We start from the raw sequence: 25,527 nt of genomic DNA on the forward strand, positions 1-25,527 counted from the left end.
AAAGGCAAAAATAACAAATCTATAGGATTTAAATATTGCCCTTTCCCATTTTGTGAGTGCTTTTTTTACGAAATCGTTATATGTGAAAAAAAATAACGTGAAATAAGGAACGTTTAGCGTTAGTTTTTGAATAATTTTTCCCTCCAAAGGAAATTCTGCGTTAATTTTTTTATAAAAATCAGGCTTTACCCCAACATCTTCAAGAATCTTTGGCGAAATCGATTGAAATATGAAAAAATATTATGCACGCATACAAAAATTAGAAATATATTTTTTACTTTTACAACGAAAAAATTTAAACCCCTCTATACGGTATGAAAATATTAGTTTGCATCAGCCATGTGCCTGATACTACTTCAAAAATTAACTTCGTCAACGGGGACACGGAGTTTGACACGAATGGTGTTCAATATGTGATCAACCCGAATGACGAATTTGGATTAACCCGTGCCATTTGGTTCCAAGAGCAACAAGGTGCTAAAGTGACGGTTGTAAATGTGGGAGGCCCTGATACAGAGGCAACTTTACGAAAAGCGCTTGCGATTGGTGCTGATGACGCCATTCGGGTCAATGCGGTACCGATGGATGGTTTTTTTGTAGCACAACAATTGGCAGAAGTTGCTAAAAATGGAGGCTATGATTTGATTATTTGTGGAAAAGAATCATTGGATTATAATGGAGGTATGGTTCCCGGTATGATGGCTGGTTTGTTAGGATATAATTTTGTCAATGCATGTACCGAACTTACCGTGGACGGTACTCAAGCCAAAGCTGCCCGCGAAATCGACGGAGGTAAAGAGGTTATTGCTACTGCATTACCTTTGGTGGTTGGTGGCCAAAAAGGAATTGTAGAAGAGAAAGACTTGCGTATTCCAAACATGCGTGGCATTATGACGGCGCGAACAAAACCGCTTTCTGTGGTAGAACCTGTGGGCGGTGAAGATAAAACGAAGGCCGTTAAATTTGAAAAGCCAGCCCCTAAATCAGCGGTAAAAATGGTTTCTCCCGACAATCTTGACGAACTCATTAACTTATTACACAACGAAGCGAAAGTTATTTAAGCTTCCTAAAATATATCTCTATGTCAGTAGTACTCTATGCCGAATCATCGGACGGCAAATTCAAAAAAGCAGCGTTGGAATTGGCTTCCTATGCCAAAGTAGTTGCCGACGCTTTAGGAACTCAGGTTACTGCGGTAACGATCAACGCTAGTGATGCTAGCGAATTGGGAAAATACGGGGTAAATAAAGTCCTTCAAGTACAGAATGACGCGCTACAAGCATTCAATGCCAAAGCATACGCCGATGTGATCCAACAGGCCGCTCGACAAGTAGGCGCGCAAGTGGTCGTATTTACTTCTTCAACCGATAGCCTATATGTTGCACCCCTAGTGGCTGTTGCTTTAGAAGCGGGCATGGCATCCAATGTTGTCGCTGCCCCTGTAAGTACGGCTCCGTTTCAAGTGAAACGCAGTGCTTTTTCCCAAAAAGCGTTTAATTACACCACGATCCACACCGCTGTTAAAGTATTGAGCATCTCTAAAAACTCATTTGGATTGATCGAAAACACAACAAGTGTCGCTGCTGAAGCTTTCACACCGCAATTAAACGATGGTGATTTTGCTACCAAAGTGGCCGCAGTCGAAAAAGCTAGTGGACAGGTATCAATTGCCGATGCTGATATTGTGGTTTCTGGAGGTCGTGGATTAAAAGGCCCCGAAAATTGGCATATTCTTGAAGATTTAGCAACGACGCTTGGTGCCGCTACAGCTTGTTCCAAACCCGTATCTGATATCGGATGGCGCCCTCACAGTGAACACGTGGGACAAACAGGAAAACCGGTGGCGTCAAACTTGTACATTGCGCTAGGAATTTCAGGTGCTATTCAACACATTGCAGGCATCAATGCTTCCAAAGTAAAAGTGGTCATCAATACCGATCCCGAAGCGCCTTTCTTTAAGGTAGCCGACTACGGTATTGTGGGCGATGCCCTGGAAATCGTACCGCGATTAACGCAAAAATTGAAGGAATTTAAAGCGCAAAACAGCTAAGTAATTCTCACTAAAATATACATCCTACCAACGCCTTTTGTTTTTTCGCAAAGGGCGTTATTTTTTTTAAAAAAACACCGAATCTTTTTGTTATTTTGCAAGCGGTAACCTTACTGTCTGAGAAACATAAGATTGGACTATTTTTTTAGACAAAAGGATCAAAACCGCCACCTAAACCCATACTGTCAAGCGGTTTAGAATCAGAAAAATAGAGGAAGGAACATGAGTTTAGTGAAACTTACCATAAAGGGAATTTCGTACAGTCAAACCCAAAACGGTGCCTACGCATTGATATTAAATGAAGTAGACGGAGAGCGCAAATTGCCCATTGTTATTGGTGCTTTTGAAGCCCAATCGATTGCTATTGCTTTAGAAAAAGAAATCAAACCTCCGCGTCCATTGACACATGATTTATTTAAGAGTTTTGCCGATCGTTTTGATATTGTGGTAAAACAAGTGATCATCCACAAGTTGGTCGATGGTGTTTTTTACTCCAGCATCATTTGTGAACGCGATAAAATTGAAGAGATCATCGATGCCCGAACCTCTGACGCGATTGCCTTGGCCTTACGTTTTCAAGCTCCCATTTTTACTTATAAAAACATTTTAGACAAAGCGGGAATTTACCTCAACCCTACCGGTTCTGAATCGGAAAGTGATGATGTGCTTTCATCGCCCGAACCACTTGGAGATTCGAAAGAAGCGTCGGGAACGGGACTGAGTAAATTTAGCCTTGCGGAACTGCACGAGCAACTTGAAAATGCGGTGCAAGATGAAGATTACGAAAGAGCAGCGCGCATTCGTGATGAAATTTCTAAACGTGAATCTTAAACATCAACTGTAGTGAAGCAATACCACGACCTCGTAAAACATGTATTGGAACAGGGTGTCCAAAAGGGAGACCGCACAGGAACGGGAACGAAAAGTATCTTTGGATACCAAATGCGTTTTGACCTGAGCGAAGGATTTCCTTTAGTGACGACCAAAAAACTCCATGTCAAATCCATTATTTATGAATTATTGTGGTTTTTAAAAGGGGAAACCAATATCGGCTATTTGCAAAACAATGGCGTTAAAATTTGGGACGAATGGGCCGATGAAAACGGCGATTTGGGTCCGGTATACGGTCATCAATGGCGCAATTGGGATGATAAAAATATCGACCAGATTGCGGAATTAATCACGACTTTAAAAACCAACCCCAACAGTCGTCGCATGCTGATTTCTGCCTGGAATCCTTCGGTTTTACCCGACACATCCGTTTCATTTGCTGAAAATGTAGCCAATGGAAAAGCAGCTTTACCTCCGTGTCATGCGTTTTTCCAATTTTACGTAGCCGAAGGAAAATTATCATGTCAATTGTACCAACGAAGTGCCGACATTTTTTTGGGAGTACCTTTTAATATTGCATCCTACGCGCTTTTAACGATGATGATTGCGCAAGTTTGTGACTTGCAACCGGGTGATTTTATCCATACGTTTGGCGATGCGCATATTTACAACAACCACTTTGAGCAATTGGAATTGCAATTGAGTCGCGAGCCTCGACCCTTACCCATTATGAAAATCAATCCTAATGTAAAAGATATTTTCGCATTTGAATACGAAGATTTTACATTAGAAGGGTACGACCCACATCCGCATATTAAAGGAGCGGTAGCAGTGTAAACCATTTTTTAAAAAGACTTCTTGTCACTAATTTAGTATACTAAAAAATCCGCCTTGCAGGGCGGATTTTAAAACAAACCAACTAAAACTTATACTTCTAAAACGCTGTTTTCAGCGTTGGCATAAGCATTCCAACGGTAGCTGTCGGCTTCAGGGTCATTGAGGTATTCCCCATCCACCACATATCTAAATTCAAAGGTGTTGTCTTTGGGTAAATCAAAGGCACCTTTAAACGATCCGTTCTTTAACTTCGATAGTGAACCGGACTCAAGATTCCAATCATTGAAATCTCCCACAACCGCAGCTGTGGCCGCTTCTTTGGCTTCTACAGTAAACGTCACTTTACATACCGGTTTCGTTTTTACAAACTGCTTCTTTATCGCCATAACTATTTCATTTATAGATTACTGCAACAAAGTAAAGCAAATATTTCGGCGGTTGTATCGCTCCAAATACGATTTATGATATTCACAAAAACTGCCAAAAATTATCGTTCAATTGCTATTTTTTGGTTTTTTTTCTCATTAAAAAAATTTAGGAAAACGTTTTCTTAATCGCGGATTGTAAATTTCATTTTTATTGATTTCACCCTTTTTCAGCTAAACAAACGTCAAATTTTGACTAAAAAACGTCGGGAAACAGAATTCCAACCTCACATTTGATTGAAAGAACGTATTTTTACATCTTCAAATACAAATCCATGATTACCTTAATAGCCGCTGCGGCTGAAAACAATGCATTAGGAAAAGACAACCAATTGGTTTGGCACTTGCCCAACGATTTCAAACGGTTTAAGGAATTAACCACAGGGCATTATATTGTGATGGGACGAAAAACATTTGAAAGTTTTCCCAAACCTTTGCCACAGCGCACCCATGTAATCATCACTCGACAACTCGATTATACCTTTGAAGGATGCATCGTTGTGCACTCGTTAGAAGAAGCATTAGCGGTTTGTCCTAAAGATCAAGTAACGTTTATTATAGGTGGGGCAGAAATTTACCATCAAGCCATGCGCTGGGCAGATACTATTGAATTAACACGGGTACATGCTTCGTTTGAAGCAGACGCCTTTTTTCCAGAAATTCCAGAGGAAGAGTGGGAATTAATCGCTACTGAATCGCACCCCGCCGACGATAAACATGCCGTTTCATATACTTATTGCACGTATCACCGGAAATAAAGCTATGTAAAAATGCGGCAAGTTATGTACCTTTGCCGCGCAAATCAGCACACTCTTATGGCACAAAATGTAACGCCTTACAAAGATTCCTCCTTAGGAAAAAAGGAACAAGTCACGCAAATGTTTGACACCATTTCAGGAAATTACGATGGGTTAAACCGGGTTATTTCCTTTGGTATCGATGTCAAATGGCGTAAAAAAGTATTGCGTCTTGTGCAAGAAAAAAATCCCGACACCGTGCTCGACATTGCCACCGGAACAGGGGATTTAGCAATTTTAATGTCCAAAACCAACGCTTCCAAAATTACAGGCTTAGATATTTCTTCAGGGATGTTGGAAGTGGGAAAGCAAAAAATAAAAGCCCGTGCCCTCGAAAATCGAATCGCTATGGTGTTGGGGGATTCTGAAAACATGCCTTTTCCCGATAACCACTTTGATGCCATCACGGTTTCATTTGGAATTCGAAATTTTGAAACCTTAGAAAAGGGGTTGGCTGAAATTTTACGCGTATTAAAACCCAACGGCATTTTTGTCATCCTTGAAACCTCCGTGCCCGAGAAAACTCCGTACAAACAAGGATACCGTTTCTACACCAAAAATATTCTTCCCATCATTGGAAAACTCTTCTCCAAAGACAATGTGGCCTATGGATACCTCTCCGAATCGGCCGCTGTTTTTCCATATGGTGAACAACTAAACAATATTTTGCGTAAAATTGGGTTTACTAACGTGAAAGCGCTGCCCCAAACCTTTGGTGTAGCCACGATATACACTGCATCAAAATAAGTTATGAGGTATTTTTTATTCGTGTTTTGTTTTTGTTCGTTAGGATTGACCGCTCAATCCAAAGGGATGTTTTCAAAAGACCCTATCATTAACTTGGAGAACTTTGACAAACAACGGGTGCATTGGGGTTATTTTTTGGGATTTAACAGTTTTGACTTTAAAATTGATTACATCAACCCACCCGCGCGCGATATTGTGGTCAATGGAACGACAGGATTTAATGTAGGTTTGGTTGGAAATCTTCGTTTGCATGAATACTTTGATTTACGTTTTGAACCTGGATTGTATTATACCCAACGCAATCTTACGTATTCTGGATTTACGCGAACTATTGACGCTTTGCGAGAAGTTCGTTCTACCTACATCTCGTTTCCGTTACTTTTAAAATTTTCATCCAAACGCGTCGGAAATGTGCGCCCGTATTTGGTAGGTGGTGTCAATACTACCCTTAATTTGTCAAGTAATTCCAAGTCTTTGGATGATAATTACCAACAACGATTTAGAGTAAAACAGTGGACCAATAATTATGAAATCGGATTTGGAATTGACCTTTATCTAGAATACTTCAAATTTTCGCCGTCTATCCGTGGAATCTTTGGTATGAGCGATGAACTAATTCGCGACAACAATCCCGACAGTCCATGGACAGGCAATATTTCAGGTTTCCGCACGCGTGGTTTTGTGGTTAATTTTACGTTCCACTAAGTCGCTCGTCGAAATTCACTTAAAAATATGGCAGCAGCCGTCGCCACATTCAAACTCTCCGTTTGTTGTAAATCGCCAAATCGAGGAATTGACAACCGCTGCGAGACGTGTTGGGCAACCGCATCCGAAATACCGTTGGCTTCATTTCCTAAAAGTAGTATGGCCGACTGAGGCAACGTTTGTTTATATACGGAATCCCCATCCATAAATGTCCCAAAAACGGGCAACTTCGTTTGGGTTAAAAAAGCTTCAATATCGGTATACACCACCGAAACGCGACTTAATGACCCCATGGTGGCTTGCACTACTTTGGGATTATACACATCGACAGTGGCGGCACTACATATAATTTGGGTTATGCCAAACCAATCGCACAAACGAATTATGGTGCCAAGATTGCCCGGGTCGCGAATCGTATCCAAAACCAATATTAACCCCTCCTCAACGAAGGGTTGTGGTTCACGCATTTTAAAAACGGCTAAGCAATTGTTGGGCTCGTGTAAGGCCGACATTTTTTTCAAGACTTCAGGTGAAATGAGCTCGGGAAGCATCGATGTTGGCGGTAAAACATTTTCCGTTTGAAAAAGAAATACAGGTTGAAAATGGGAATGCAACAGTTCAGAAATCACCTTGACTCCTTCAGCGATGAAGAGGCCCTCAGCAGTTCGGTACTTTTTTTGCTGTAAGGATGCAATTAACTTGATTTGGTTTTTGCTCACCATAAAAAAACGTTACTTTTGGATTTAAAATTTGAACCTTTGCGCGTCCACGTTACAAAAATAGCATTATTCACCGGAATCGTCCTTTTTCTTGTGGCCTGTAATGTTACCCAACGGGTTCCCAACAATAAACGACTGTTGGTCAAAAATGAAATTGAAATCAACGGTAAACCTACGCGTGATGAGGCTGTGTATGTGCAATTATACCAAAAACCAAACACATCGTTACTCGGGTATCGCCTTCGTTTACAACTGTATAATTTAGCCAAGAAAAACGCGGACACCGCCTACAAACAGTGGCTGCAACGAAAACCGAAAAGACAAGAACGGTTGAATCGATTTTTATCGGCCAAACAAGTAGAACGCTTAGGAAAATCGTTTATCGTTTCGGGGTTGAGTAATTTTTTGATGAAAACGGGAGAACCGCCAGCCTTATATGATTCCGTCAGCACCCAAAAATCGATCAAACGCCTCAACTCATTTTACTACAACAAAGGCTATTTTGATGTAGCGACAACGATCGAAAAAGACACATCTAAGGCTAAAAAAATTGGCATTCGCTACCGTGTCGACCTAAAAAAACCGTACCTGATTGACAGTTTGAAGCCTCAAATTTCGAGTCCCAAACTCGATTCATTATTTCGGTTGAATGCAGCGCGTTCCCTTATCAAATCGGGCAAACCGTATGAAACTGAAACCCTCAACGCCGAACGGGATCGAATTACCTCTGAGTTTCGTAATAACGGAGCTTATCTTTTCCAACAAAACTATATTCGGTTCTCGCTGGATACCTTGGGAACACAAAACAAAGTCAATGTGCGTTTACTCATCAAAGACTACACTTACCGCGAAAATGACACCGCCAAAACAGCCCCTTTTCAACTCTATACCATTAATAAAGTAGCCATTTATACCGATCAATCGACCAATAAAAACGAAATAAAAAGCAAAGACAGCGTTACATACAAAGATTTTATCCTCTACAGTGAGAAAAAATTAAAATACCGTCCCAAAGCCATTACCGATGCGGTTTTTATCACCAAAGGAAGTATGTTTTCTGACAACAACACCTCCCTGACAACACGATATTTGAGTAATTTACGGGTTTTCAAATACCCTACTATTCAATACCAACAAGACCCCAAGGACCCCAACGGCTTGATTGCCAATATTTTTTTAACACCCAGAAAAAAATACACCTTTGGAGCCTCCGTTGACTTCACCCATTCAAATATTCAGGATTTTGGGATTTCTGGAAATACCTCTTTAGGAATTCGCAATGTTTTTAATGGAGCAGAAACTTTTGAAATTGGATTCCGTGGAAATGTGGGTTCCTCTCAGGACTTAGCCAATCCGAACAATACCTTTTTTAACATTTCTGAAATCGGTTTGGATGCCAAGCTAAATTTTCCGCGTATCTTCTTCCCATTCAATACTGAAAAAATTATCCCCAAAACCATGTTGCCCACGACGACAATGACGATTGGTTATGCCAAACAACGCAACATCGGTTTGGACAAACAAAACTTTACGGGAACATTTACTTACAATTGGACGCCGCGTAAAAACACCACCATTCGTTTTGACCTTTTAAATATTCAGTTTGTGAAAAATGTGAATATTGGAAACTATTTCAATATTTACAGATCTTCCTTCGATGTTTTGAATGTTCTTGCTTTAAATTACAATGCCGATCCCTTGTTTTTTGATGTCAACAACAATTTAATTATTGATGCGGGAGCTAACGGCTTTATCAATGCCGTTTTAGGCACTAATCCCACAATTACCCCATCAGCGACTGACTTACGAACGATTCGCAGCATTGTAGAACGCCGCAAACGTTTAACCGAAAATAACCTCATCTTTGCCACCAACATTTCATTTTATAAAACCACCAATCGCGGGGTCAACGATAATGATTTTTACTCCATTCAAACGAAAATTGAATCAGCGGGAAATATTCTGGCATTGTTGGCGCGCGCATCAAAACAGTTGGAAACCCAAACAGGAGCCAACACCTTTTTTGATGTAGAATTTTCACAATATTTAAAAGGTGAGATCGAATACATCAAGCACTGGAAATTAGCTGGAAAAAGCGTCATCGCTATTCGTTCCTTTGCCGGTTTGGCCGTTCCGTTTGGAAATTCAAACTCAATTCCATTTTCGCGAAGTTATTTTTCGGGAGGATCCAATGATAATCGCGCATGGCAACCTTACAGTTTAGGTCCCGGAAGTAGTGGAGGCATCAACGATTTTAATGAGGCCAATATGAAGCTGGCGTTCAATGCGGAGTACCGTTTTAATTTGTTTGGAAAATTCAATGGAGCGCTCTTTGCTGATGCGGGTAATATTTGGAATGTGTTTGACAACGTGGAACAAGCTTCGTTTCAATTCAAAGGTTGGAAGTCAATGGATGAAATTGCCCTAGGCAGTGGTTTGGGGTTGCGTTATGACCAAGGTTTGTTTGTCGTGCGATTTGACATTGGTTTTAAAACCTACAATCCTTCGGAACAGATTGAAAACAAATGGCTGAGAGAGATAACCTTATCGAAGTCGGTACTAAATATCGGGATAAATTATCCGTTCTAATTTTTTTTATTTTTACTTTTGTCGCTTAACGATTAATACAACTACACCATGTCACACCACATTAAACCCGGAGTAGCTACCGGTGATGAAGTTCAAAAGATATTTGCTTTCGCGAAAGAAAAAGGATTTGCTTTACCTGCCGTAAATGTTGTGGGTTCCAGTACTATCAACGGTACACTAGAAACAGCAGCGAAGTTAAAAGCACCTGTTATCATTCAGTTTTCTAACGGTGGTGCGCAATTTAATGCAGGAAAAGGATTGTCAAATGCAGGAGAACAAGCGGCTATTTTAGGAGCTGTGGCTGGTGCAAAACATATTCATACTTTGGCCGAAGCTTACGGTGCGACGGTGATTTTACATACCGACCATTGTGCCAAAAAATTATTGCCTTGGATTGATGGCTTGTTGGATGCGTCCGAGAAACACTTTGCTGAAACCGGGAAACCTTTATTTTCTTCCCACATGATTGATTTGTCGGAAGAGCCTTTACATGAAAATATTGAAATCTGTCAACAATACTTAGCCCGAATGAGCAAAATGGGCATGACTTTAGAAATCGAACTAGGAATTACAGGTGGAGAAGAAGATGGTGTAGACAACTCAGATGTTGATAGTTCTAAACTTTATACTCAACCTTCGGAAGTAGCCTATGCGTATGAAGAATTGATGAAAATCAGTCCAAAATTCACCATTGCTGCCGCTTTCGGAAATGTGCATGGCGTATACAAACCGGGGAATGTAAAACTTACGCCGAAGATCTTGAAAAATTCGCAAGATTACGTACAAGAAAAATACAATACTGGGGCTAATCCTATCGATTTCGTATTCCACGGTGGTTCTGGATCGACACTGGAGGAAATTCGTGAAGCCATTTCGTATGGGGTCATCAAGATGAATATTGATACCGATCTTCAATTTGCCTTCACCGAAGGAATTCGCGATTACATGACGGGTAAAATTGACTACTTGAAAACACAAATCGGTAGTCCAGAAGGAGCCGACTCACCGAATAAAAAACATTACGATCCACGCAAATGGGTTCGCGAAGGTGAAGTTACCTTCAATGCTCGTTTGGAGCAAGCTTTTGCTGACTTAAACAACGTAAATACCTTAATTTAAATTTTGAAATAGCGCTTGCACTACTTTTCGTAGTGTGAGCAACGATTTTCATGACCTAATACATCAAACTATGGCTTGGTTTAAACGTACAGAAAAAGGGATAAAAACTGCTACCGAAGAAAAGAAAGATGTTCCCAAAGGACTATGGTATAAATCGCCTACAGGTAAAATTGTCGATGCCGATGAATTGGAGCGCAATTTATGGGTAAGTCCTGAAGATGATTTCCATGTGCGTATTGGCAGTAAAGAATATTTTGAAATTCTTTTTGACAACAACGAATTCAAAGAATTGGATGCCAAAATGACGTCGAAAGACCCGCTTGGATTTGTAGACACAAAAAAATACTCCGAGCGATTGAAAGAAGTCATGGACAAAACCAAATTAAAAGATGCGGTGCGCACTGCGGTGGGAAAATCCAAAGGTGAAGATTTGGTGGTTTGTTGTATGGACTTTGCGTTCATTGGCGGGTCGATGGGTGCAGTTGTGGGAGAAAAAATTGCCCGCGGTATCGATTATGCCATGCAACACAATATTCCGTTTATGATGATTTCTAAATCAGGGGGTGCACGAATGATGGAAGCGGCGTATTCGTTAATGCAATTGGCCAAAACGTCGGCTAAACTAGCGCAGTTGGCCGATAAAAAAATTCCCTATATTTCTTTATGTACCGACCCTACCACGGGAGGAACTACGGCTTCGTATGCGATGTTGGGAGACATCAACATCTCTGAACCAGGCGCCCTCATTGGTTTTGCAGGACCACGTGTTGTTCGCGACACTACCGGTAAAGATTTACCCGAAGGATTTCAAACGGCCGAATTCGTTTTGGAGCATGGTTTCTTGGACTTTATCGCACACCGTAAAGAGTTGAAAAATAAAGTAAATCTTTATTTGGATCTTATATTGAATCGCCCCATTCGATAATTGTTTTGGGCTAAAAATTAAAAAAGCACGGTTTCCAACGACCGTGCTTTTCTTTTTATAACAAACTAACACAAATACAATTTACATCCCGCTGCGAATGGCTTCCACGGGGTCTAATCGAGCGGCAGAAATAGCGGGGAGAATTCCTGAAATCACCCCAATCAATACCGCCAAACCTGTTCCTTTCAGCACATTTCCGAGACTGAGTATAAATTCAAAATCTAAGGCAGAAGTCAAAAGAATCGTAAGCATCCAAACCAAACCGATTCCTATCAATCCTCCGAAAAGACAAAGAATGACTGCTTCAAATAGAAACTGAAAAAGAATAAATCGGTTTTTGGCCCCCAATGATTTTTGAATTCCAATCAGGTTGGTACGCTCTTTTACGGAAACGAACATGATATTGGCCACTCCAAATCCACCGACCAATAACGAGAAAGCCGCAATAATCCAACCTCCTATATTCATCGAACTGATAATGCCGTCGATTAAATCGGTAAATCCAGAAAAAACATTGATAAAGAAGTTATTGTCTTCATCGACTTTCATCCCGCGGTAACTGCGCAACTTCTGCGTTAATTCGGCTTTAAATGCTTCCATATCCACCCCTTTGACGGGTTTGATCACAATTACGGGCGTCATCGATTTGTTTTCTCCCAAAGCGCGACGGATAAAATTAACGGGGATGATAATCGAGGTATCGTCATTCCCGAACATTCCATCACCCTTTTTCTCTAAAACCCCAACAATGGTAAACCGCTGGCCGTACATGCGCACTTGTTTTCCCAAAGGGTTTAACGTCCCAAAAAGTCCTTCAGCCAATTCGGCCCCAATAACTGCCACTGTAGCTCCTGAATTGGACTCTGAGGCATTGAAAAAACGACCTTCTGTGAACTCAAAACCCTGAATATCAATAAAGGTATGTGTAACGGGGACCACATTGACGTTGGACATGGTTTTGTCTTCGTATTTCACATTTTCCCATTTTAGGAAAATTTGATACGACAGTTGAGCGGCATCGGGTAAGTTGTCTTGCAAGTACTCAAACTCGGTATAATTGACATTCGGAAATTGCTCGCGTTTCCATGCAGGTACGGACGAGGGACCAAAGGTGTCGTTGAATAAATAAATGGTGTTTTTATCTAAACTGCTTAACTCCTTTTTAATTTTTTGATCCAAAGAATCCACGGCAGCCAACACGGCAATGATGGAAAAAATACCGATAGTTACCCCCAATAATGACAGAAACGTACGCAACTTATTATTGCGCAACGCATTCATGGCAAAACCGAAACTTTCGTTGAGTAACCGAAGGTATAAGAGCATAAACTTTTGTCTTTACACTCCATAAGTAGCGGTTTATCGGCAATTGTTACAGGGGAGACAAAATCTTCTTTTTTATTTTAAAATTCACTTGAAAAATAGGGTGAAAAAACGCTACTTTTGCGCCTTACTAAACCACAACAACATGACGACTACAAAACCCATTCAGTCGGCCCTGATTTCGGTATTTTCGAAAGACGGACTCGAGCCCATCGTTCGTAAACTTCACGAGCTAAATGTTACCCTATATTCTACTGGCGGCACCGAAGAATTTATTAAAAACCTTGGGATTCCTGTCATTCCCGTTGAAGACGTGACCGATTATCCTTCCATTTTAGGCGGCCGTGTAAAAACCTTACATCCCAAGATTTTTGGGGGCATTTTGAACCGTCAAGACCATGCCTCGGATGTGGAGGAAATGCAAACGTACAACATCCCGCAATTGGACTTGGTCATAGTGGATTTGTATCCTTTTGAAAAAACCGTTGCGTCGGGAGCGTCTGCTGCGGAGATTATTGAAAAAATTGATATCGGTGGGATTTCGCTTATTCGTGCAGCTGCCAAAAACTTTAAAGAAACGGTGATTGTGCCTTCGGTTAAGGAGTATCGCTTGTTTTTAGACCTTCTTGAATCGGGCAACGGAGGTACGACTTTGGAGCAGCGGCAATTTTTGGCCGCAAGAGCTTTTCACACCTCTTCCCATTATGATACGGCTATTTTTAATTATTTCAACCAAGAAGAGACTATTTTTAAAATAAGTTCCGATCAAGGGCAAACGCTACGATACGGTGAAAATCCGCATCAAAAAGGATTTTTCTTTGGCGACTTTGACGCCTTATTCACCAAGGTTCATGGTAAAGAATTGTCCTACAACAACCTTTTGGACGTTGATGCTGCGGTTAATTTAATACTAGAATTTAAGGATAGTGCGCCTACTTTTGCCATCCTCAAACACAATAATGCCTGTGGTTTGGCTACCCGCGCAACCATGAAAGAAGCGTATTTAGAGGCTTTGGCTGGCGATCCAACTTCTGCTTTTGGTGGCGTATTAATCGCCAACAACACCATTGATACAGCGACAGCAGCCGAAATAAACCAACTTTTTTGCGAGGTAGTTATTGCACCTTCTTTTGAGCCTGAGGCGCTTACAATTTTACAAGAGAAGAAAAACCGTATTCTATTGATTCAACATCCAACCGCTTTGCCCCAACAACAAGTAAGAACGTGTTTGAATGGCCTGTTGGTACAAGATCGAAACGCGGTCACCGATAGTCAAAACGGGCTTTCTTATGTAACCAACACCAAGCCTACAGCGCAAGAAGTTGACGACTTGTTATTTGCTTCCAAGATTTGTAAAAACACCAAATCCAACACCATTGTTTTGGCCAAAAACGGTCAATTGATTGCTTCAGGCACGGGACAAACCTCTCGCGTGGATGCCCTTCGGCAAGCTATTGAGAAAGCACGGTCCTTCAAATTTGACCTTAACGGAGCCGTGATGGCGAGTGATGCCTTTTTTCCTTTTCCGGATTGCGTAGAGATTGCCCATCATGCCGGAATTACTGCGGTTATTCAACCCGGAGGTTCGATAAAAGATGAATTGAGCATCGCCTATTGCAACGAAAATAATGTTGCTATGGTATTTACGGGGACGCGTCATTTCAAACATTAATTTTATTATTTTTGTGGGCTGATTCATAAATAACAAACTAACACCCTGTAACATCGTATGGGATTTTTCGATTTCATGACCGAGGATATCGCAATTGACCTTGGTACCGCTAATACCCTGATTATTCATAATGACAAAGTAGTCATCGACAGTCCGTCTATCGTCGCGCGCGATCGTATTACGGGTAAAATTACTGCGGTTGGTAAAGAAGCCAATATGATGCAAGGGAAGACGCATGAAAACATCAAAACCATTCGTCCCCTTAAGGATGGTGTTATTGCAGATTTCGCCGCTTCAGAGGAAATGATTAAAGCCTTTATCAAAAGTATTCCGGCTTTAAAGAAAAAAATGTTTACACCTGCCTTGCGTATGGTAGTGTGTATTCCTTCGGGGATTACAGAGGTGGAAATGCGTGCGGTAAAAGAATCCTGTGAGCGTGTAAACGGAAAAGAGGTGTATTTGATTCACGAACCTATGGCCGCCGCTATCGGTATTGGAATCGATATTATGCAGCCCAAAGGAAATATGATCGTGGATATCGGTGGGGGAACTACTGAAATTGCGGTGATTGCTTTGGGGGGAATTGTTTGCGATAAATCCGTAAAGATTGCCGGTGACGTTTTCACAAACGATATTATCTACTACATGCGTACCCAACACAATTTATTTGTAGGGGAAACTACCGCTGAAAAAATAAAAATTACCATAGGTGCCGCTACAGATTCGTTAGAATCACCTCCGGATGATATGTCGGTACAAGGACGTGACTTGTTGACGGGGAAACCCAAACAGGTTGAAGTTTCTTTTCGCGAAATTGCCAAAGCATTAGACAAATCCATTCAACGAATCGAGGACGCGATTATGGAGACGCTTTCGCAAACGCCACCGGAATTAGCAGCAGATATTTACAATACGGGAATTTACTTAGCTGGAGGAGGATCGATGTTGCGCGGTTTGGACAAGCGAATTTCTTTAAAAACTGACCTGCCAGTTTATATCGCCGAAGACCCGCTAAAAGCAGTAGTTCGAGGAACAGGAATGGCGTTAAAAAATATACCGAAATTCAGAAGTATTCTGATCAAGTAATTTGATTTTTTTACTAATTTTAGAACACTTAATTACGGACTAGGAACAGGAATTTTAGCGTAACTCATGCAGCAAATCTTTAATTTTATTTTTAAAAACAGCTATCGTATGCTGTTTTTGCTGCTTATGGCGACAGCCATTTCATTAACTATTCAATCGCACTCCTATCATAAAAGCAAAGTCATTAGTTCGGCTAATTTTTTGACTGGCGGGGTGTACAAACAAATCAATAACGTCAACGAATACTTCAATCTCCGCACCAAAAACGAAGAACTAGCCCTTGAAAATGCACGGTTGAAAAGTATATTGTTCAATCGAAAGGACACGTTGAAAGTCCCCCTGTTGGACACCCTCAAAGGAGTAAAAAAAACAGATTTAATCGTTGCCAAAGTCATTCACAATTCCTACAGTGCACAAGTTAACTTCCTAACGCTAGACTCGGGAGCCAAAAACGGAATTCGTCCTGAGATGGGGGTAATTAACAGTCTGGGAATCGTAGGGATTGTTGAAAATGTATCGCCCAACTATGCGACCGTGTTGAGTATTTTAAATACGGAATCTCCGATCAATGCTAAAATCAAGAAATCCAATCATATCGGTTCTTTGATTTGGAATGGAAAAAATACAGGCTTTGTTCAATTGATTGATGTGCCTCGATTAGCTTCGGTTCGAAAAGGCGACACCATTGTCACTGGCGGGCAATCTACCATTTTCCCCGAAAACATCAATATCGGTACCATTGAAAAAATTTACACCGATGACCAAACAAACTATTATACCCTTGATGTTCGATTATTTAATGACATGACGAGTTTAGGTCATGTGTATATTATTCGAAATCGCGATCGTCAAGAAATATTAACCTTGGAAAAGAAAACACAAAAAAACAATGAACAGTAGTAGCTTACTTTTCAATTTAGCCCGTTTTGTGTTGCTCCTTTTGGTGCAGGTTGTGGTGTTTAACAACATTAACTTCCTGGGTTTTATCAACCCCTATCCTTACATTTTGTTTATTATTCTTTTCCCCGTGAATGGAAATAAATACGGTTTGCTCGGTGCCAGTTTTCTCTTGGGTATACTGATGGATTTATTTTGTAACTCGGGAGGTGTTCACACAGCTGCCTGCTTAATGTTGGCGTATATTCGACCTTCAATATTTAAGTTTTCCTTTGGTTTAAGTTACGAATACCAAACGGTAAAATTGAACGATGTATTGACGCCCGAACGTTTCTCGTTTTTATTGATTGCTGTGGCGGTGCATCATTTGACCTTGTTCCTTATAGAGGTGTTTACTTTGGAATTCTTTTGGAGTATTTTGGTACGCACCCTTGTAAGTACTTTGTTTACCGTACTATTGTGCATTTTGATCATTTACTTAATCAAGCCCAGTAAACGATGAGAAAGGTATTACTTCCCTCTTTGGTAATCATAACGGCTGTATTGTTATTGATTCGTATTTTCTATTTGCAAGTCATTGACGATTCGTTCAAACTGAAATCAGAAAATAACGCGATAAAAATCAAATACGACTATCCAGAACGCGGTTATGTCTACGACCGTAATGGAAAATTATTGATTGCCAATCAGCCTTCGTATGACATCATGGTCGTTCCGCGAGAGGTAAAAAATATTGATACCCTTGAATTTTGCCGCCTGTTGGATATTGACAAAGCCTTTTTCATCAAACGTTTAGAAAAAGCCCGCGTCTACAGTCCGATGCTTCCTTCCGTTTTTTTACCCCAATTGAACAAGTTGGAATACGCTGCCTTTCAAGAAAAAATCCGCAAGTTCAATGGATTTTACATTCAAAAACGCTCTATTCGCGATTACCAAGTGAGCTATGGCGCCAATGTGTTTGGTTTTATCACCCAAGTAAACGAAGCCATCATCAAAAGCAACCCGTATTATAAACCCGGCGATTTGATTGGAAAACAAGGAATTGAACAAAGTTATGAAGAAGTACTTCGCGGTCAAAAAGGGGTAAAACACATTTTACGAGATAAATTCAATCGCGAAATCGGATCGTATAAAGAAGGAAAATACGACACGATTGCCAAACAAGGAAGCGATATTACCCTTACCATTGATGGCGATTTGCAAGAATACGGTGAGTTACTCATGACCAATAAATGGGGGGGTATTGTAGCTATTGAACCCAAAACTGGGGAGATTTTGGCCTTAGTCACTTCGCCCAATTACGACCCTGCGCTATTGGTTGGGCGCCAACGTTCGAAAAACTATAATACACTCTACCGCGATTCGATCGCCAAGCCTTTGTATGATCGGGGGTTGTTGGCGCAATATACCCCAGGATCCCCGTTTAAAATCTTAACCGGATTAGTCGCCCTTCAAGAAGGTGTGATCAGCGATAGTACGCGTTTTGTATGTCATCACGGATTTAGTTATGCGCGCGGTCGATTTATGCGTTGCCACTGTTCGGGTGGTCCCGTTCAACTTCATCGTGCCATTTATGAGTCATGTAACACTTATTTTTCTAGTTCATACATTCGATTAATTAACAAATATAATGATCACGGCTATGCAGTAGACCTTTGGGCCAAGCATTTACGCAGTTTTGGTTTGGGCAATTTTATGGGCTATGATTTACCTATTGGGGTTCGCGGAAATATTCCAACCTCAAAAATTTATAACCGCACTTACGCCGGATGGAAATGGGATGGAAAAACGATTGTCTCCAACGCTATTGGACAAGGTGAAGTCTTGATGAGTCCCCTGCAATTGGCCAATTTTATGGCTACCATCGCCAATCGTGGCTATTATTACACGCCTCATATCATTAAAAAAATAAAGGGAGGTTCCATCGATCCAAAATTTAGAGAAAAGCATCAAACGACTATTGATCGCAAGTATTTTGACCCCATTATTGAAGGAATGCATGCGGTCTATGGCCCAGGAGGTACCGCTTCAGGATTGGGCGTACAAGGGATTGAAATTTGTGGAAAAACGGGAACAGCAGAGAACTTTATGGTCATTAATGGCAAGCGAACCAAGTTGCAAGACCACTCCATTTTTGTGGCTTTCGCTCCCAAAGACAACCCCAAGATTGCCATCGCTGTGTTTGTTGAAAATGGATATTGGGGTAAACGATGGGCAGGTCCGATTGCCACCTTAATGATTGAAAAATACCTGAAAGGAAAAATTACGCGCGCCGATTTTGAAAAACGCATGCTTCAGGGAAGTTTACAAGATCAATACCAAAAGTTGTATCCCAAAAAACACCAAGATAGTATTGGTATTTTAAATGCACGAGTCAAAGACAGTCTCTTTAAAGTGAAAAAGCGACAAGATTCGATTGCTGGCAAAAAACCCGAAGTCAAACCCGATACGCTACGTAAAACAACCCCATGAGAAACCAAAGCGTCACCAGCAACATCGATTGGATTAGTATCGTTATCTATTTTGTATTGGTCATCTTAGGGTGGTTAAACATCTATTCTTCTTCGTTGTCGGGGGCTCCGGAAGATGCCTCCATTTTTGATGTCAGCCAAATTTATGGGAAACAGTTTTTGTTTATCTTATTTTCTATCCCCATCATATTTACCGTTTTGGCGGTAGAAGCTAAATTTTACGAAAAGTATTCGATTATTATTTTTGCCGTTTCGCTACTCTCCTTACTTGGTTTGTTTGCGTTTGGAAAAGTAATCGCCGGACAACGATGTTGGTATGGTATCGGGAGTTTTACCTTACAACCGTCGGAATTTGCCAAAGCAGCTACCTCCTTGGCATTGGCGAAGTATTTAAGCGACGTACAAGTCAACCTCCGCGAAATGCAACGGCAATTACAAGCCTTATTTATCGTTTTCCTTCCGGTGATGTTGATTCTTCCCCAACCCGATCCTGGCAGTGCTTTGATTTATTTTGTTTTCTTTTTTGTCTTGTACCGCGAAGGCTTGCCCGGCTGGTATTTGGTTACGGGGTTTATCGCTATACTTTTGTTTATCCTTACTTTGGCGACGAATAATCCCTATATCGTGATTGGACTCACTGCAGTGGCTTTGGTGGTCAATTATTACCGTAGCCGATTAGTTGACCGCAATATTTTTGCCAGTATTCTCATGTTTTTTATGGTTACGGCTTTTACGTTTTCGGTAAACTTTGTGTTTAACAATGTGTTCAAACAACACCACCGCGACCGTTTTAATATTTTATTGGGGAAAGAAGTTGACTTAAAAGGAGTTGGTTACAACACCAACCAGTCGGAAATTGCTATTGGTTCGGGAGGATGGTTTGGAAAAGGATATTTGGAAGGGACACAAACCAAAGGGGGATTTGTTCCCGAGCAACACACCGACTACATTTTCACTACAGTAGGTGAAGAGTGGGGCTTTTTGGGAAGCCTAATGGTTATCGCACTTTTTGCGGGATTAATTTTACGCATTATTTATTTGGCAGAACGACAAAAAACAAAGTTTAGTCGCGTGTATGGGTATTGTGTGGCAGGCATATTGTTTATCCACTTTTTCGTGAATATTGCTATGGTAATAGGAATCTTTCCTACGATTGGTGTCCCACTCCCCTTCTTTTCTTATGGAGGTTCAGGACTCTGGGGCTTTACCATTCTCCTATTTATCTTCCTGAAGATGGATGCCAACAAAGTCAATGAGTGGTAGGTTTATTTACCATTCCTTTTTGGCATTCTTTCGAAAATAGCTGTACCTTAGAAGTACTAATTTATAACCCTATGAAAAAACGCATATTCCTCTTGAGCCTACTTATTGTTGGCCTAACCACTGTTCATGCGCAACAACCCCTCACCGATTCATTAGTCCTGCGTAAGCAACAAGAATCCCTTGAAAAAGCGCGCTTAAAGCAAGAACGTGCTACTGAAAAAGCGATGGCTAAAATGGAAAAAGAAAAGGCCAAAGCCGAAAAAGCGCAGAAAAAAGCCGAAAAGGAGCTCCGAAAAATGGAGAGAGCGCAAGATAAAGTTGAGAAGGCAACCGCATCGGTATCGAAAGCTGAGAAACGTTTGACAAACGCACAGAAAAAGCTTGAAAAAATGCAAAAAAACTTGAATCGTGACATCGACAAAAATCGCTTATCATCGGAAGCTATAACCAAAGCAAGAGAACAAATCCAAAAGCAGTAGGAACGCATCGCTGAGGAACAAAAAGACTTAGAAAAGGTATAAGCCAATTTGAATAAGCCGAGATAGAAAAAGTCCCGAGCTAATCGGGACTTTTTTTATGACTTTAATAATTTCTCTTTTTTCACTTTATTGGAAACGCCTTTATTGGCTCCATTTTGCAAGTCGTCAAGGACGTGAATGGCTTCCTCAATGTAAATATCTTTAGAGAGGTTTTCATGCCAACGTTCGCGTTTTTCCTTTAGCGTAACATCGGTTTTCATTTGTTCCGCTTCATTGGGTAAGGACTTAAATTCGAAATTGTTTTTGTATTCGGCAATCGCTTTGAACTTTTTATTCATTTCATCCAACTGCTTTTGCTCTTGCTTATATTTATCAATTTGCAAACTGTAAGTGGTAATGTCGTTTCGATTATCCAACCATTTTGCATTTTCATCAATTAACTTCAATTGCGGACTAGCACTGATTCGTTTTCTACTGTTGGCTAATGCAAAATCATAGTTTGGTTGGTTAGACCATGTTTTGTAAGGTGCTGGATCGATTTTATCCCAAGGCATGGCATTATCGATGTCGCGCTCACCCATTTCCAAATAGGCGTATTTATCGGGCATTACCACATCACTTTTCACCCCTTCCAATTGGGTTGAACCACCGTTAATTCGGTAGAACTTTTGGGTGGTCGTTTTTAAGGCACCTAAATCTCCAACAGTACTTCCGCGTACAAACTGATTCAAGTCGATGACATTTTGAACCGTTCCTTTGCCATAGGTTTGCTTACTCCCCACAATCACAGCCCGCTTGTAGTCTTGCATCGCGGCGGCCAAAATCTCTGAAGCTGACGCAGAAAACTCATTGGTCATGATCACAAGCGGTCCATCCCAGGCCACTTTCGGATCACGATCGTACAATACTTCTTTTCGACCGGCGGCAGAACGCACTTGAACGATTGGACCTTGGTCTATAAAAAGACCACTGATGTCAACCACCGTTTTGAGGGACCCTCCCCCGTTGTCACGCACGTCGACAATCAATCCTTCCACACCTGCATTTTTAAGTCGCTCAACTTCAATAGCAACATCTTTGGCGGCATCACGACTGTCTTTGTTTTCAAAATCGATATAAAATTTTGGCAAATAAATAATACCATATTTTACGCCATTTTTTTCAACGATACTGGATCGCGCATAGGTTTCCTCGATTTCAACCTCATCGCGAATAATAGAAATTACTTTCAAAGAACCGTCTTGTTTTTTTACGGTTAGTCGAACTTCGGTTCCTTTAGGGCCTTTGATTTTTTTCACCACATCGTCCAAACGCATCCCGACAACATCCACGGGCTCGCCGTTACCTTGAGCCACTTTCAAAACCACGTCACCGGCTTCCAATTCTTTACCGCGCCATGCCGGACCCCCAGAAATCAACTCTGTAATTTCAGTGTAATCGTTTTTCTTTTGCAATCGCGCTCCAATACCCTCTAATTTTCCACTCATACTCACATCAAAGCGTTCCTTGTCTTCGGGCGCAAAATAAGAAGTATGCGGATCAAAGCGTGTTGTAATGGCATTAATGTATACCGAAAACCAATCGGCACGGGTCAAATCTTTGATGAAATCAAAATTCTCGTTTAAAGACTTTAAGGCATTCTCACGGGTTTCTTTCTCAAGTTGTTCGTAGGTTTTTACTTCAACCTTAACCTCCTTTTTATCCGTACCTTTTTCTTGAAGTTTTTGCTTTTCAACCAATGAGGCCAAGGTAGAGAGTTTGATTTGTTTACGCCAACGCTCTTTCAATTCGGCAACATTTTTGCAATAGGGCGCGTTTTCATAATCCGTATTGATGAACTCATCCACTTTATAATCAATGGGTTTGTCTAAGATTTCTTTGTAATACGCCCGACTCTCTTCCATTCGCTGAATCAACCGCTCGTAAGTCAGGTTAAAAAACGTAAGGTCACGATTGACAATTTGGTCGTCAATTTTGGTTTCATATTGCGCAAACTCGTCGATATCCGATTGCAAAAAGAAACGTTTTGAAGGATCCAAAGCTTCAATGTATTCTTTATACACGCCTTTTGAAAAGGTATCATTAATTTCTGAAGGACTGTAGTGCCCTTTTTCAATAACATAGGTTAATAATTCGAGAAGCAATTTATCTTTTTCAGGATCACCCTCTTTCGATTTGGGCATAAAGCTCCATAACCCCACGGCTGCAATCAGCACAATAAGGATTTTTTTATAATGTCTTTTCATAAAACTCACAATTGCATTCATTAAGTGTTCCTAAATTATATAAAAAATCATGCCATCCCGATGGAATACCGTCTAAATTTTTGTTAAACTCAGACTACGATCCAAAGTTAGGAAAAATGTCCCCAATGAGTCCCAAAATATGTACTTTTGTTACAACTTCAATTTGAATTATGGAATCCAAACCTTTGATTTTAGTTACCAACGACGACGGAATTACAGCTCCAGGAATTCGAGCCCTCATTGAGGTCGTACAAACCTTAGGTGAAGTGGTAGTCGTTGCGCCCGACAGTCCCCAAAGTGGTATGGGACACGCCATTACGGTAAATGACATGTTGCATGTAAAAAAAGGGAGTCCGTTTGGCACAGACATAACGGCATACAGTTGCTCTGGAACTCCCGTGGATTGTGTCAAAATGGGCGTACATGAATTGATCAAACGGAAGCCTGATCTTTGCGTTTCAGGCATCAATCACGGATCCAATTCATCCATAAATGTGATTTATTCGGGCACCATGAGTGCAGCTGTTGAAGCCGGCATCGAAGGGATACCTGCTATTGGTTTTTCCTTGCAAGATTTCAGTTGGGAAGCTAATTTTGAGCCTGCAAAAATCTACATTCGAAGCATCGTGCAACGCGTACTTGAGGAGGGATTACCATCGGGCACTGTGTTGAATGTGAACTTCCCAAACCTCCCGTCTGAGGCCATCAAAGGCATTCGTATTTGCCGACAGGCGCATGCGTATTGGCAAGAAAAATTTGATAAACGCCAGTCCCCTTTTGGTAAAGAATATTATTGGTTGACGGGGGAATTTATTAATTTAGACAAAGGAGAAGATACTGATGAATGGGCACTTGCGCATGGGTTTGTTTCCATCGTACCCGTTCAATTTGACCTTACCGCACACCATGCCATTCCTATTTTAAACCGTTGGAATTTCGAAAATGAATAAAAAAGAACTTATACTTGGCTTTGCAATAGGGCTCCTTACCACCGGCGTAGGCTTGCTTTTGGTCGCATTGCTCTTTTCCTTAGTAAGTCCGAATTTTCATTGGCAATCCTTTCAAAATGGCGATTTATTGGGGAAATACATCGCATTAGGTTCGTTGTTGAATTTGCTCCCCTTTTTTATTTTGCTTTCGCGAAAAAAAGAAGCAATGGGCTATGGAATCATTCTTGCCGTAGCTGTACTCACCCTTTCCACCTTATTTTTTTAACCCATGAAATACTATATCATAGCTGGCGAAGCTTCGGGCGATTTACACGGTTCAAATGTAATGAAAGCGCTTTTGAACGAGGACCCACAAGCAGAAATTCGTTTTTGGGGTGGTGACTTGATGCAGGCTGTTGGAGGCACTTTGGTCAAGCACTACCGCGATTTGGCTTTTATGGGATTTGCCGAGGTGGTGATGAATTTAGGGACGATTTTAAAAAATATTCGTTTTTGTAAAAAAGACATTCAGGCTTTTCAACCCGACCTCATCTTGTTTATCGACTATCCTGGATTTAATATGCGTATCGCGAAATGGGCAAAACAACAAGGATTCAGAACTCATTATTACATTGCGCCTCAAATTTGGGCCTGGAAAGAAAACCGAATCAAAGCCATCAAACGCGACATAGATGCGTTGTATGTTATTTTACCCTTTGAAAAAAACTATTTTGAACAAAAACACCATTATCCGGTGCATTTTGTAGGCCATCCTCTTTTGGACGCTATTCAACAGCGTACACCTACCAACGAGAAATTATTTAGAACCCAGGCACAACTGGACGATCGTCCGATTATCGCCTTATTGCCCGGAAGTCGCAAGCAAGAGGTTTCCAAAATGCTCGAAATTATGCTTTCGGTTGTTCCCGACTTTCCTGAATACCAGTTTGTTATTGCTGGCGCTCCGAGTTTGGATTATGCTTTTTATGCCCCATTCTTGGATTCAGAGCGGGTACGATTTGTAGCGAATCAAACCTATGACTTACTATCCTGTGCGCATGCGGCTTTGGTAACCTCGGGTACTGCTACGCTCGAAACCGCCCTTTTTAAAGTTCCCGAAATCGTTTGTTACAAAGCCAATCCTTTATCCTATCAAATTGCCAAAAGAATCATCACTTTAAAATACATTTCATTGGTCAATTTAATTATGGATCAACCTGTGGTCACGGAATTAATTCAAAACGATCTCAATCGGGAGCGTTTACATACTGAACTTTTGCGAATTCTTTCGGGACCAGCGCGCGAAAAAATGATCAAAAACTATATTGAATTGGAACAGAAATTAGGCGGTGGAGGCGCTAGCCAACGAACGGCAACACATATTAGGAACATTTTAACAGCATAATTTAGCTGGCTT

The 25,527-nt window shown here is 41.0% G+C and carries 24 protein-coding genes; 20 read left to right on the forward strand and 4 right to left on the reverse strand.

Features of this window, described 5'->3' with window-relative positions; translation table 11 throughout:
- The first annotated feature begins 314 nt into the window (after nucleotides 1-314).
- From O9316_RS08790 to O9316_RS08805, 4 genes are all read left to right on the forward strand, one after another.
- A complete protein-coding gene (locus O9316_RS08790) occupies nucleotides 315-1,061 on the forward strand; it encodes an electron transfer flavoprotein subunit beta/FixA family protein (protein WP_287785286.1) in 747 nt (248 codons plus the stop codon).
- A 20-nt stretch (nucleotides 1,062-1,081) separates the two neighbouring features.
- Nucleotides 1,082-2,050, forward strand: coding sequence for an electron transfer flavoprotein subunit alpha/FixB family protein (locus tag O9316_RS08795; protein ID WP_298203514.1), 969 nt, complete (start codon nucleotides 1,082-1,084; stop codon nucleotides 2,048-2,050).
- Nucleotides 2,051-2,272: 222 nt separating this feature from the next.
- The gene (locus tag O9316_RS08800; RefSeq protein WP_287785290.1) at nucleotides 2,273-2,881 is read left to right on the forward strand and encodes a bifunctional nuclease family protein; all 609 of its coding nucleotides are present in this window, start codon (nucleotides 2,273-2,275) and stop codon (nucleotides 2,879-2,881) included.
- Nucleotides 2,882-2,893: 12 nt separating this feature from the next.
- The gene (locus tag O9316_RS08805) at nucleotides 2,894-3,718 is read left to right on the forward strand and encodes a thymidylate synthase (protein WP_298203515.1); all 825 of its coding nucleotides are present in this window, start codon (nucleotides 2,894-2,896) and stop codon (nucleotides 3,716-3,718) included.
- 89 nt (nucleotides 3,719-3,807) lie between these two features.
- Here the strand turns inward: O9316_RS08805 and O9316_RS08810 are convergent, their stop codons facing one another.
- Nucleotides 3,808-4,104 (reverse strand): isoamylase early set domain-containing protein, encoded by a 297-nt coding sequence (locus tag O9316_RS08810; RefSeq protein ID WP_298203516.1) that lies wholly within the window; start codon nucleotides 4,102-4,104, stop codon nucleotides 3,808-3,810.
- Between the two features lie 314 nt (nucleotides 4,105-4,418).
- On the opposite strand from O9316_RS08810, the gene O9316_RS08815 reads away from it, so the two are divergent.
- The 3 genes from O9316_RS08815 (at nucleotide 4,419) to O9316_RS08825 (ending at nucleotide 6,392) form a co-directional block, all read left to right on the forward strand.
- Complete coding sequence (locus tag O9316_RS08815) at nucleotides 4,419-4,901, forward strand: dihydrofolate reductase (RefSeq protein WP_298203517.1); 483 nt, start codon at nucleotides 4,419-4,421, stop codon at nucleotides 4,899-4,901.
- Between the two features lie 57 nt (nucleotides 4,902-4,958).
- On the forward strand, nucleotides 4,959-5,687 hold the full coding sequence (ubiE, locus tag O9316_RS08820) for a bifunctional demethylmenaquinone methyltransferase/2-methoxy-6-polyprenyl-1,4-benzoquinol methylase UbiE (RefSeq protein WP_288041113.1): 729 nt from the start codon (nucleotides 4,959-4,961) through the stop codon (nucleotides 5,685-5,687).
- Between the two features lie 66 nt (nucleotides 5,688-5,753).
- Nucleotides 5,754-6,392, forward strand: a complete 639-nt coding sequence (locus O9316_RS08825) for a porin family protein (RefSeq protein WP_298203550.1) — start codon at nucleotides 5,754-5,756, stop codon at nucleotides 6,390-6,392.
- Here O9316_RS08825 and O9316_RS08830 read toward each other — a convergent pair.
- Nucleotides 6,389-7,114 carry an RNA methyltransferase gene (locus O9316_RS08830; RefSeq protein WP_298203518.1) on the reverse strand — a complete coding sequence of 242 codons (726 nt, stop codon included), beginning with the start codon at nucleotides 7,112-7,114 and terminating at the stop codon, nucleotides 6,389-6,391. The two genes, O9316_RS08825 and O9316_RS08830, sit on opposite strands and share 4 nt — an antisense overlap.
- A 36-nt stretch (nucleotides 7,115-7,150) precedes the next feature.
- Between O9316_RS08830 and O9316_RS08835 the strand changes: the two genes are divergently transcribed.
- The 3 genes from O9316_RS08835 (at nucleotide 7,151) to accD (ending at nucleotide 11,744) form a co-directional block, all read left to right on the forward strand.
- Nucleotides 7,151-9,700, forward strand: coding sequence for a BamA/TamA family outer membrane protein (locus O9316_RS08835; protein WP_298203551.1), 2,550 nt, complete (start codon nucleotides 7,151-7,153; stop codon nucleotides 9,698-9,700).
- Between the two features lie 48 nt (nucleotides 9,701-9,748).
- Complete coding sequence (gene fbaA / locus O9316_RS08840; RefSeq protein ID WP_298203519.1) at nucleotides 9,749-10,819, forward strand: class II fructose-bisphosphate aldolase; 1,071 nt, start codon at nucleotides 9,749-9,751, stop codon at nucleotides 10,817-10,819.
- A 70-nt stretch (nucleotides 10,820-10,889) separates the two neighbouring features.
- Nucleotides 10,890-11,744 (forward strand): acetyl-CoA carboxylase, carboxyltransferase subunit beta, encoded by an 855-nt coding sequence (gene accD, locus O9316_RS08845; protein WP_073361555.1) that lies wholly within the window; start codon nucleotides 10,890-10,892, stop codon nucleotides 11,742-11,744.
- Between the two features lie 81 nt (nucleotides 11,745-11,825).
- On the opposite strand, the gene O9316_RS08850 is transcribed toward accD, so the two are convergent.
- Nucleotides 11,826-13,070, reverse strand: a complete 1,245-nt coding sequence (locus O9316_RS08850) for an ABC transporter permease (protein ID WP_298203520.1) — start codon at nucleotides 13,068-13,070, stop codon at nucleotides 11,826-11,828.
- Between the two features lie 142 nt (nucleotides 13,071-13,212).
- Between O9316_RS08850 and purH the strand changes: the two genes are divergently transcribed.
- From purH to O9316_RS08885, 7 genes are all read left to right on the forward strand, one after another.
- A complete protein-coding gene (purH, locus tag O9316_RS08855) occupies nucleotides 13,213-14,739 on the forward strand; it encodes a bifunctional phosphoribosylaminoimidazolecarboxamide formyltransferase/IMP cyclohydrolase (RefSeq protein WP_298203521.1) in 1,527 nt (508 codons plus the stop codon).
- A 57-nt stretch (nucleotides 14,740-14,796) separates the two neighbouring features.
- Nucleotides 14,797-15,825, forward strand: a complete 1,029-nt coding sequence (locus O9316_RS08860; protein WP_073361559.1) for a rod shape-determining protein — start codon at nucleotides 14,797-14,799, stop codon at nucleotides 15,823-15,825.
- A gap of 66 nt (nucleotides 15,826-15,891) precedes the next feature.
- A complete protein-coding gene (gene mreC, locus O9316_RS08865; RefSeq protein WP_298203522.1) occupies nucleotides 15,892-16,725 on the forward strand; it encodes a rod shape-determining protein MreC in 834 nt (277 codons plus the stop codon).
- Nucleotides 16,715-17,224 carry a rod shape-determining protein MreD gene (locus O9316_RS08870; RefSeq protein WP_298203523.1) on the forward strand — a complete coding sequence of 170 codons (510 nt, stop codon included), beginning with the start codon at nucleotides 16,715-16,717 and terminating at the stop codon, nucleotides 17,222-17,224. The genes mreC and O9316_RS08870 overlap by 11 nt, the downstream gene beginning before the upstream one ends.
- Nucleotides 17,221-19,194, forward strand: coding sequence for a penicillin-binding protein 2 (gene mrdA / locus O9316_RS08875; RefSeq protein WP_298203524.1), 1,974 nt, complete (start codon nucleotides 17,221-17,223; stop codon nucleotides 19,192-19,194). Before O9316_RS08870 ends, mrdA begins: the two co-directional genes overlap by 4 nt.
- Complete coding sequence (gene rodA / locus O9316_RS08880) at nucleotides 19,191-20,456, forward strand: rod shape-determining protein RodA (RefSeq protein WP_298203525.1); 1,266 nt, start codon at nucleotides 19,191-19,193, stop codon at nucleotides 20,454-20,456. Before mrdA ends, rodA begins: the two co-directional genes overlap by 4 nt.
- Nucleotides 20,457-20,527: 71 nt before the next feature.
- Nucleotides 20,528-20,935: a hypothetical protein gene (locus O9316_RS08885; RefSeq protein ID WP_298203526.1), complete on the forward strand. Its 408-nt coding sequence runs from the start codon at nucleotides 20,528-20,530 to the stop codon at nucleotides 20,933-20,935.
- Between the two features lie 95 nt (nucleotides 20,936-21,030).
- Here O9316_RS08885 and O9316_RS08890 read toward each other — a convergent pair whose 3' ends face one another.
- Complete coding sequence (locus O9316_RS08890; RefSeq protein WP_298203527.1) at nucleotides 21,031-23,202, reverse strand: carboxy terminal-processing peptidase; 2,172 nt, start codon at nucleotides 23,200-23,202, stop codon at nucleotides 21,031-21,033.
- 149 nt (nucleotides 23,203-23,351) lie between these two features.
- Here O9316_RS08890 and surE point away from each other — a divergent pair, with 149 nt between their 5' ends.
- The 3 genes from surE to lpxB are packed head-to-tail and all read left to right on the forward strand — an operon-like array spanning nucleotide 23,352 to nucleotide 25,515.
- Nucleotides 23,352-24,131 (forward strand): 5'/3'-nucleotidase SurE, encoded by a 780-nt coding sequence (gene surE, locus O9316_RS08895; RefSeq protein ID WP_298203528.1) that lies wholly within the window; start codon nucleotides 23,352-23,354, stop codon nucleotides 24,129-24,131.
- Nucleotides 24,124-24,396 (forward strand): hypothetical protein, encoded by a 273-nt coding sequence (locus O9316_RS08900; protein ID WP_298203529.1) that lies wholly within the window; start codon nucleotides 24,124-24,126, stop codon nucleotides 24,394-24,396. Before surE ends, O9316_RS08900 begins: the two co-directional genes overlap by 8 nt.
- A 3-nt stretch (nucleotides 24,397-24,399) precedes the next feature.
- A complete protein-coding gene (gene lpxB / locus O9316_RS08905; protein WP_298203530.1) occupies nucleotides 24,400-25,515 on the forward strand; it encodes a lipid-A-disaccharide synthase in 1,116 nt (371 codons plus the stop codon).
- Nucleotides 25,516-25,527 lie beyond the last annotated feature (12 nt).

The organism is Flavobacterium sp. (assembly GCF_027533505.1).
GTDB lineage: Bacteria > Bacteroidota > Bacteroidia > Flavobacteriales > Flavobacteriaceae > Flavobacterium.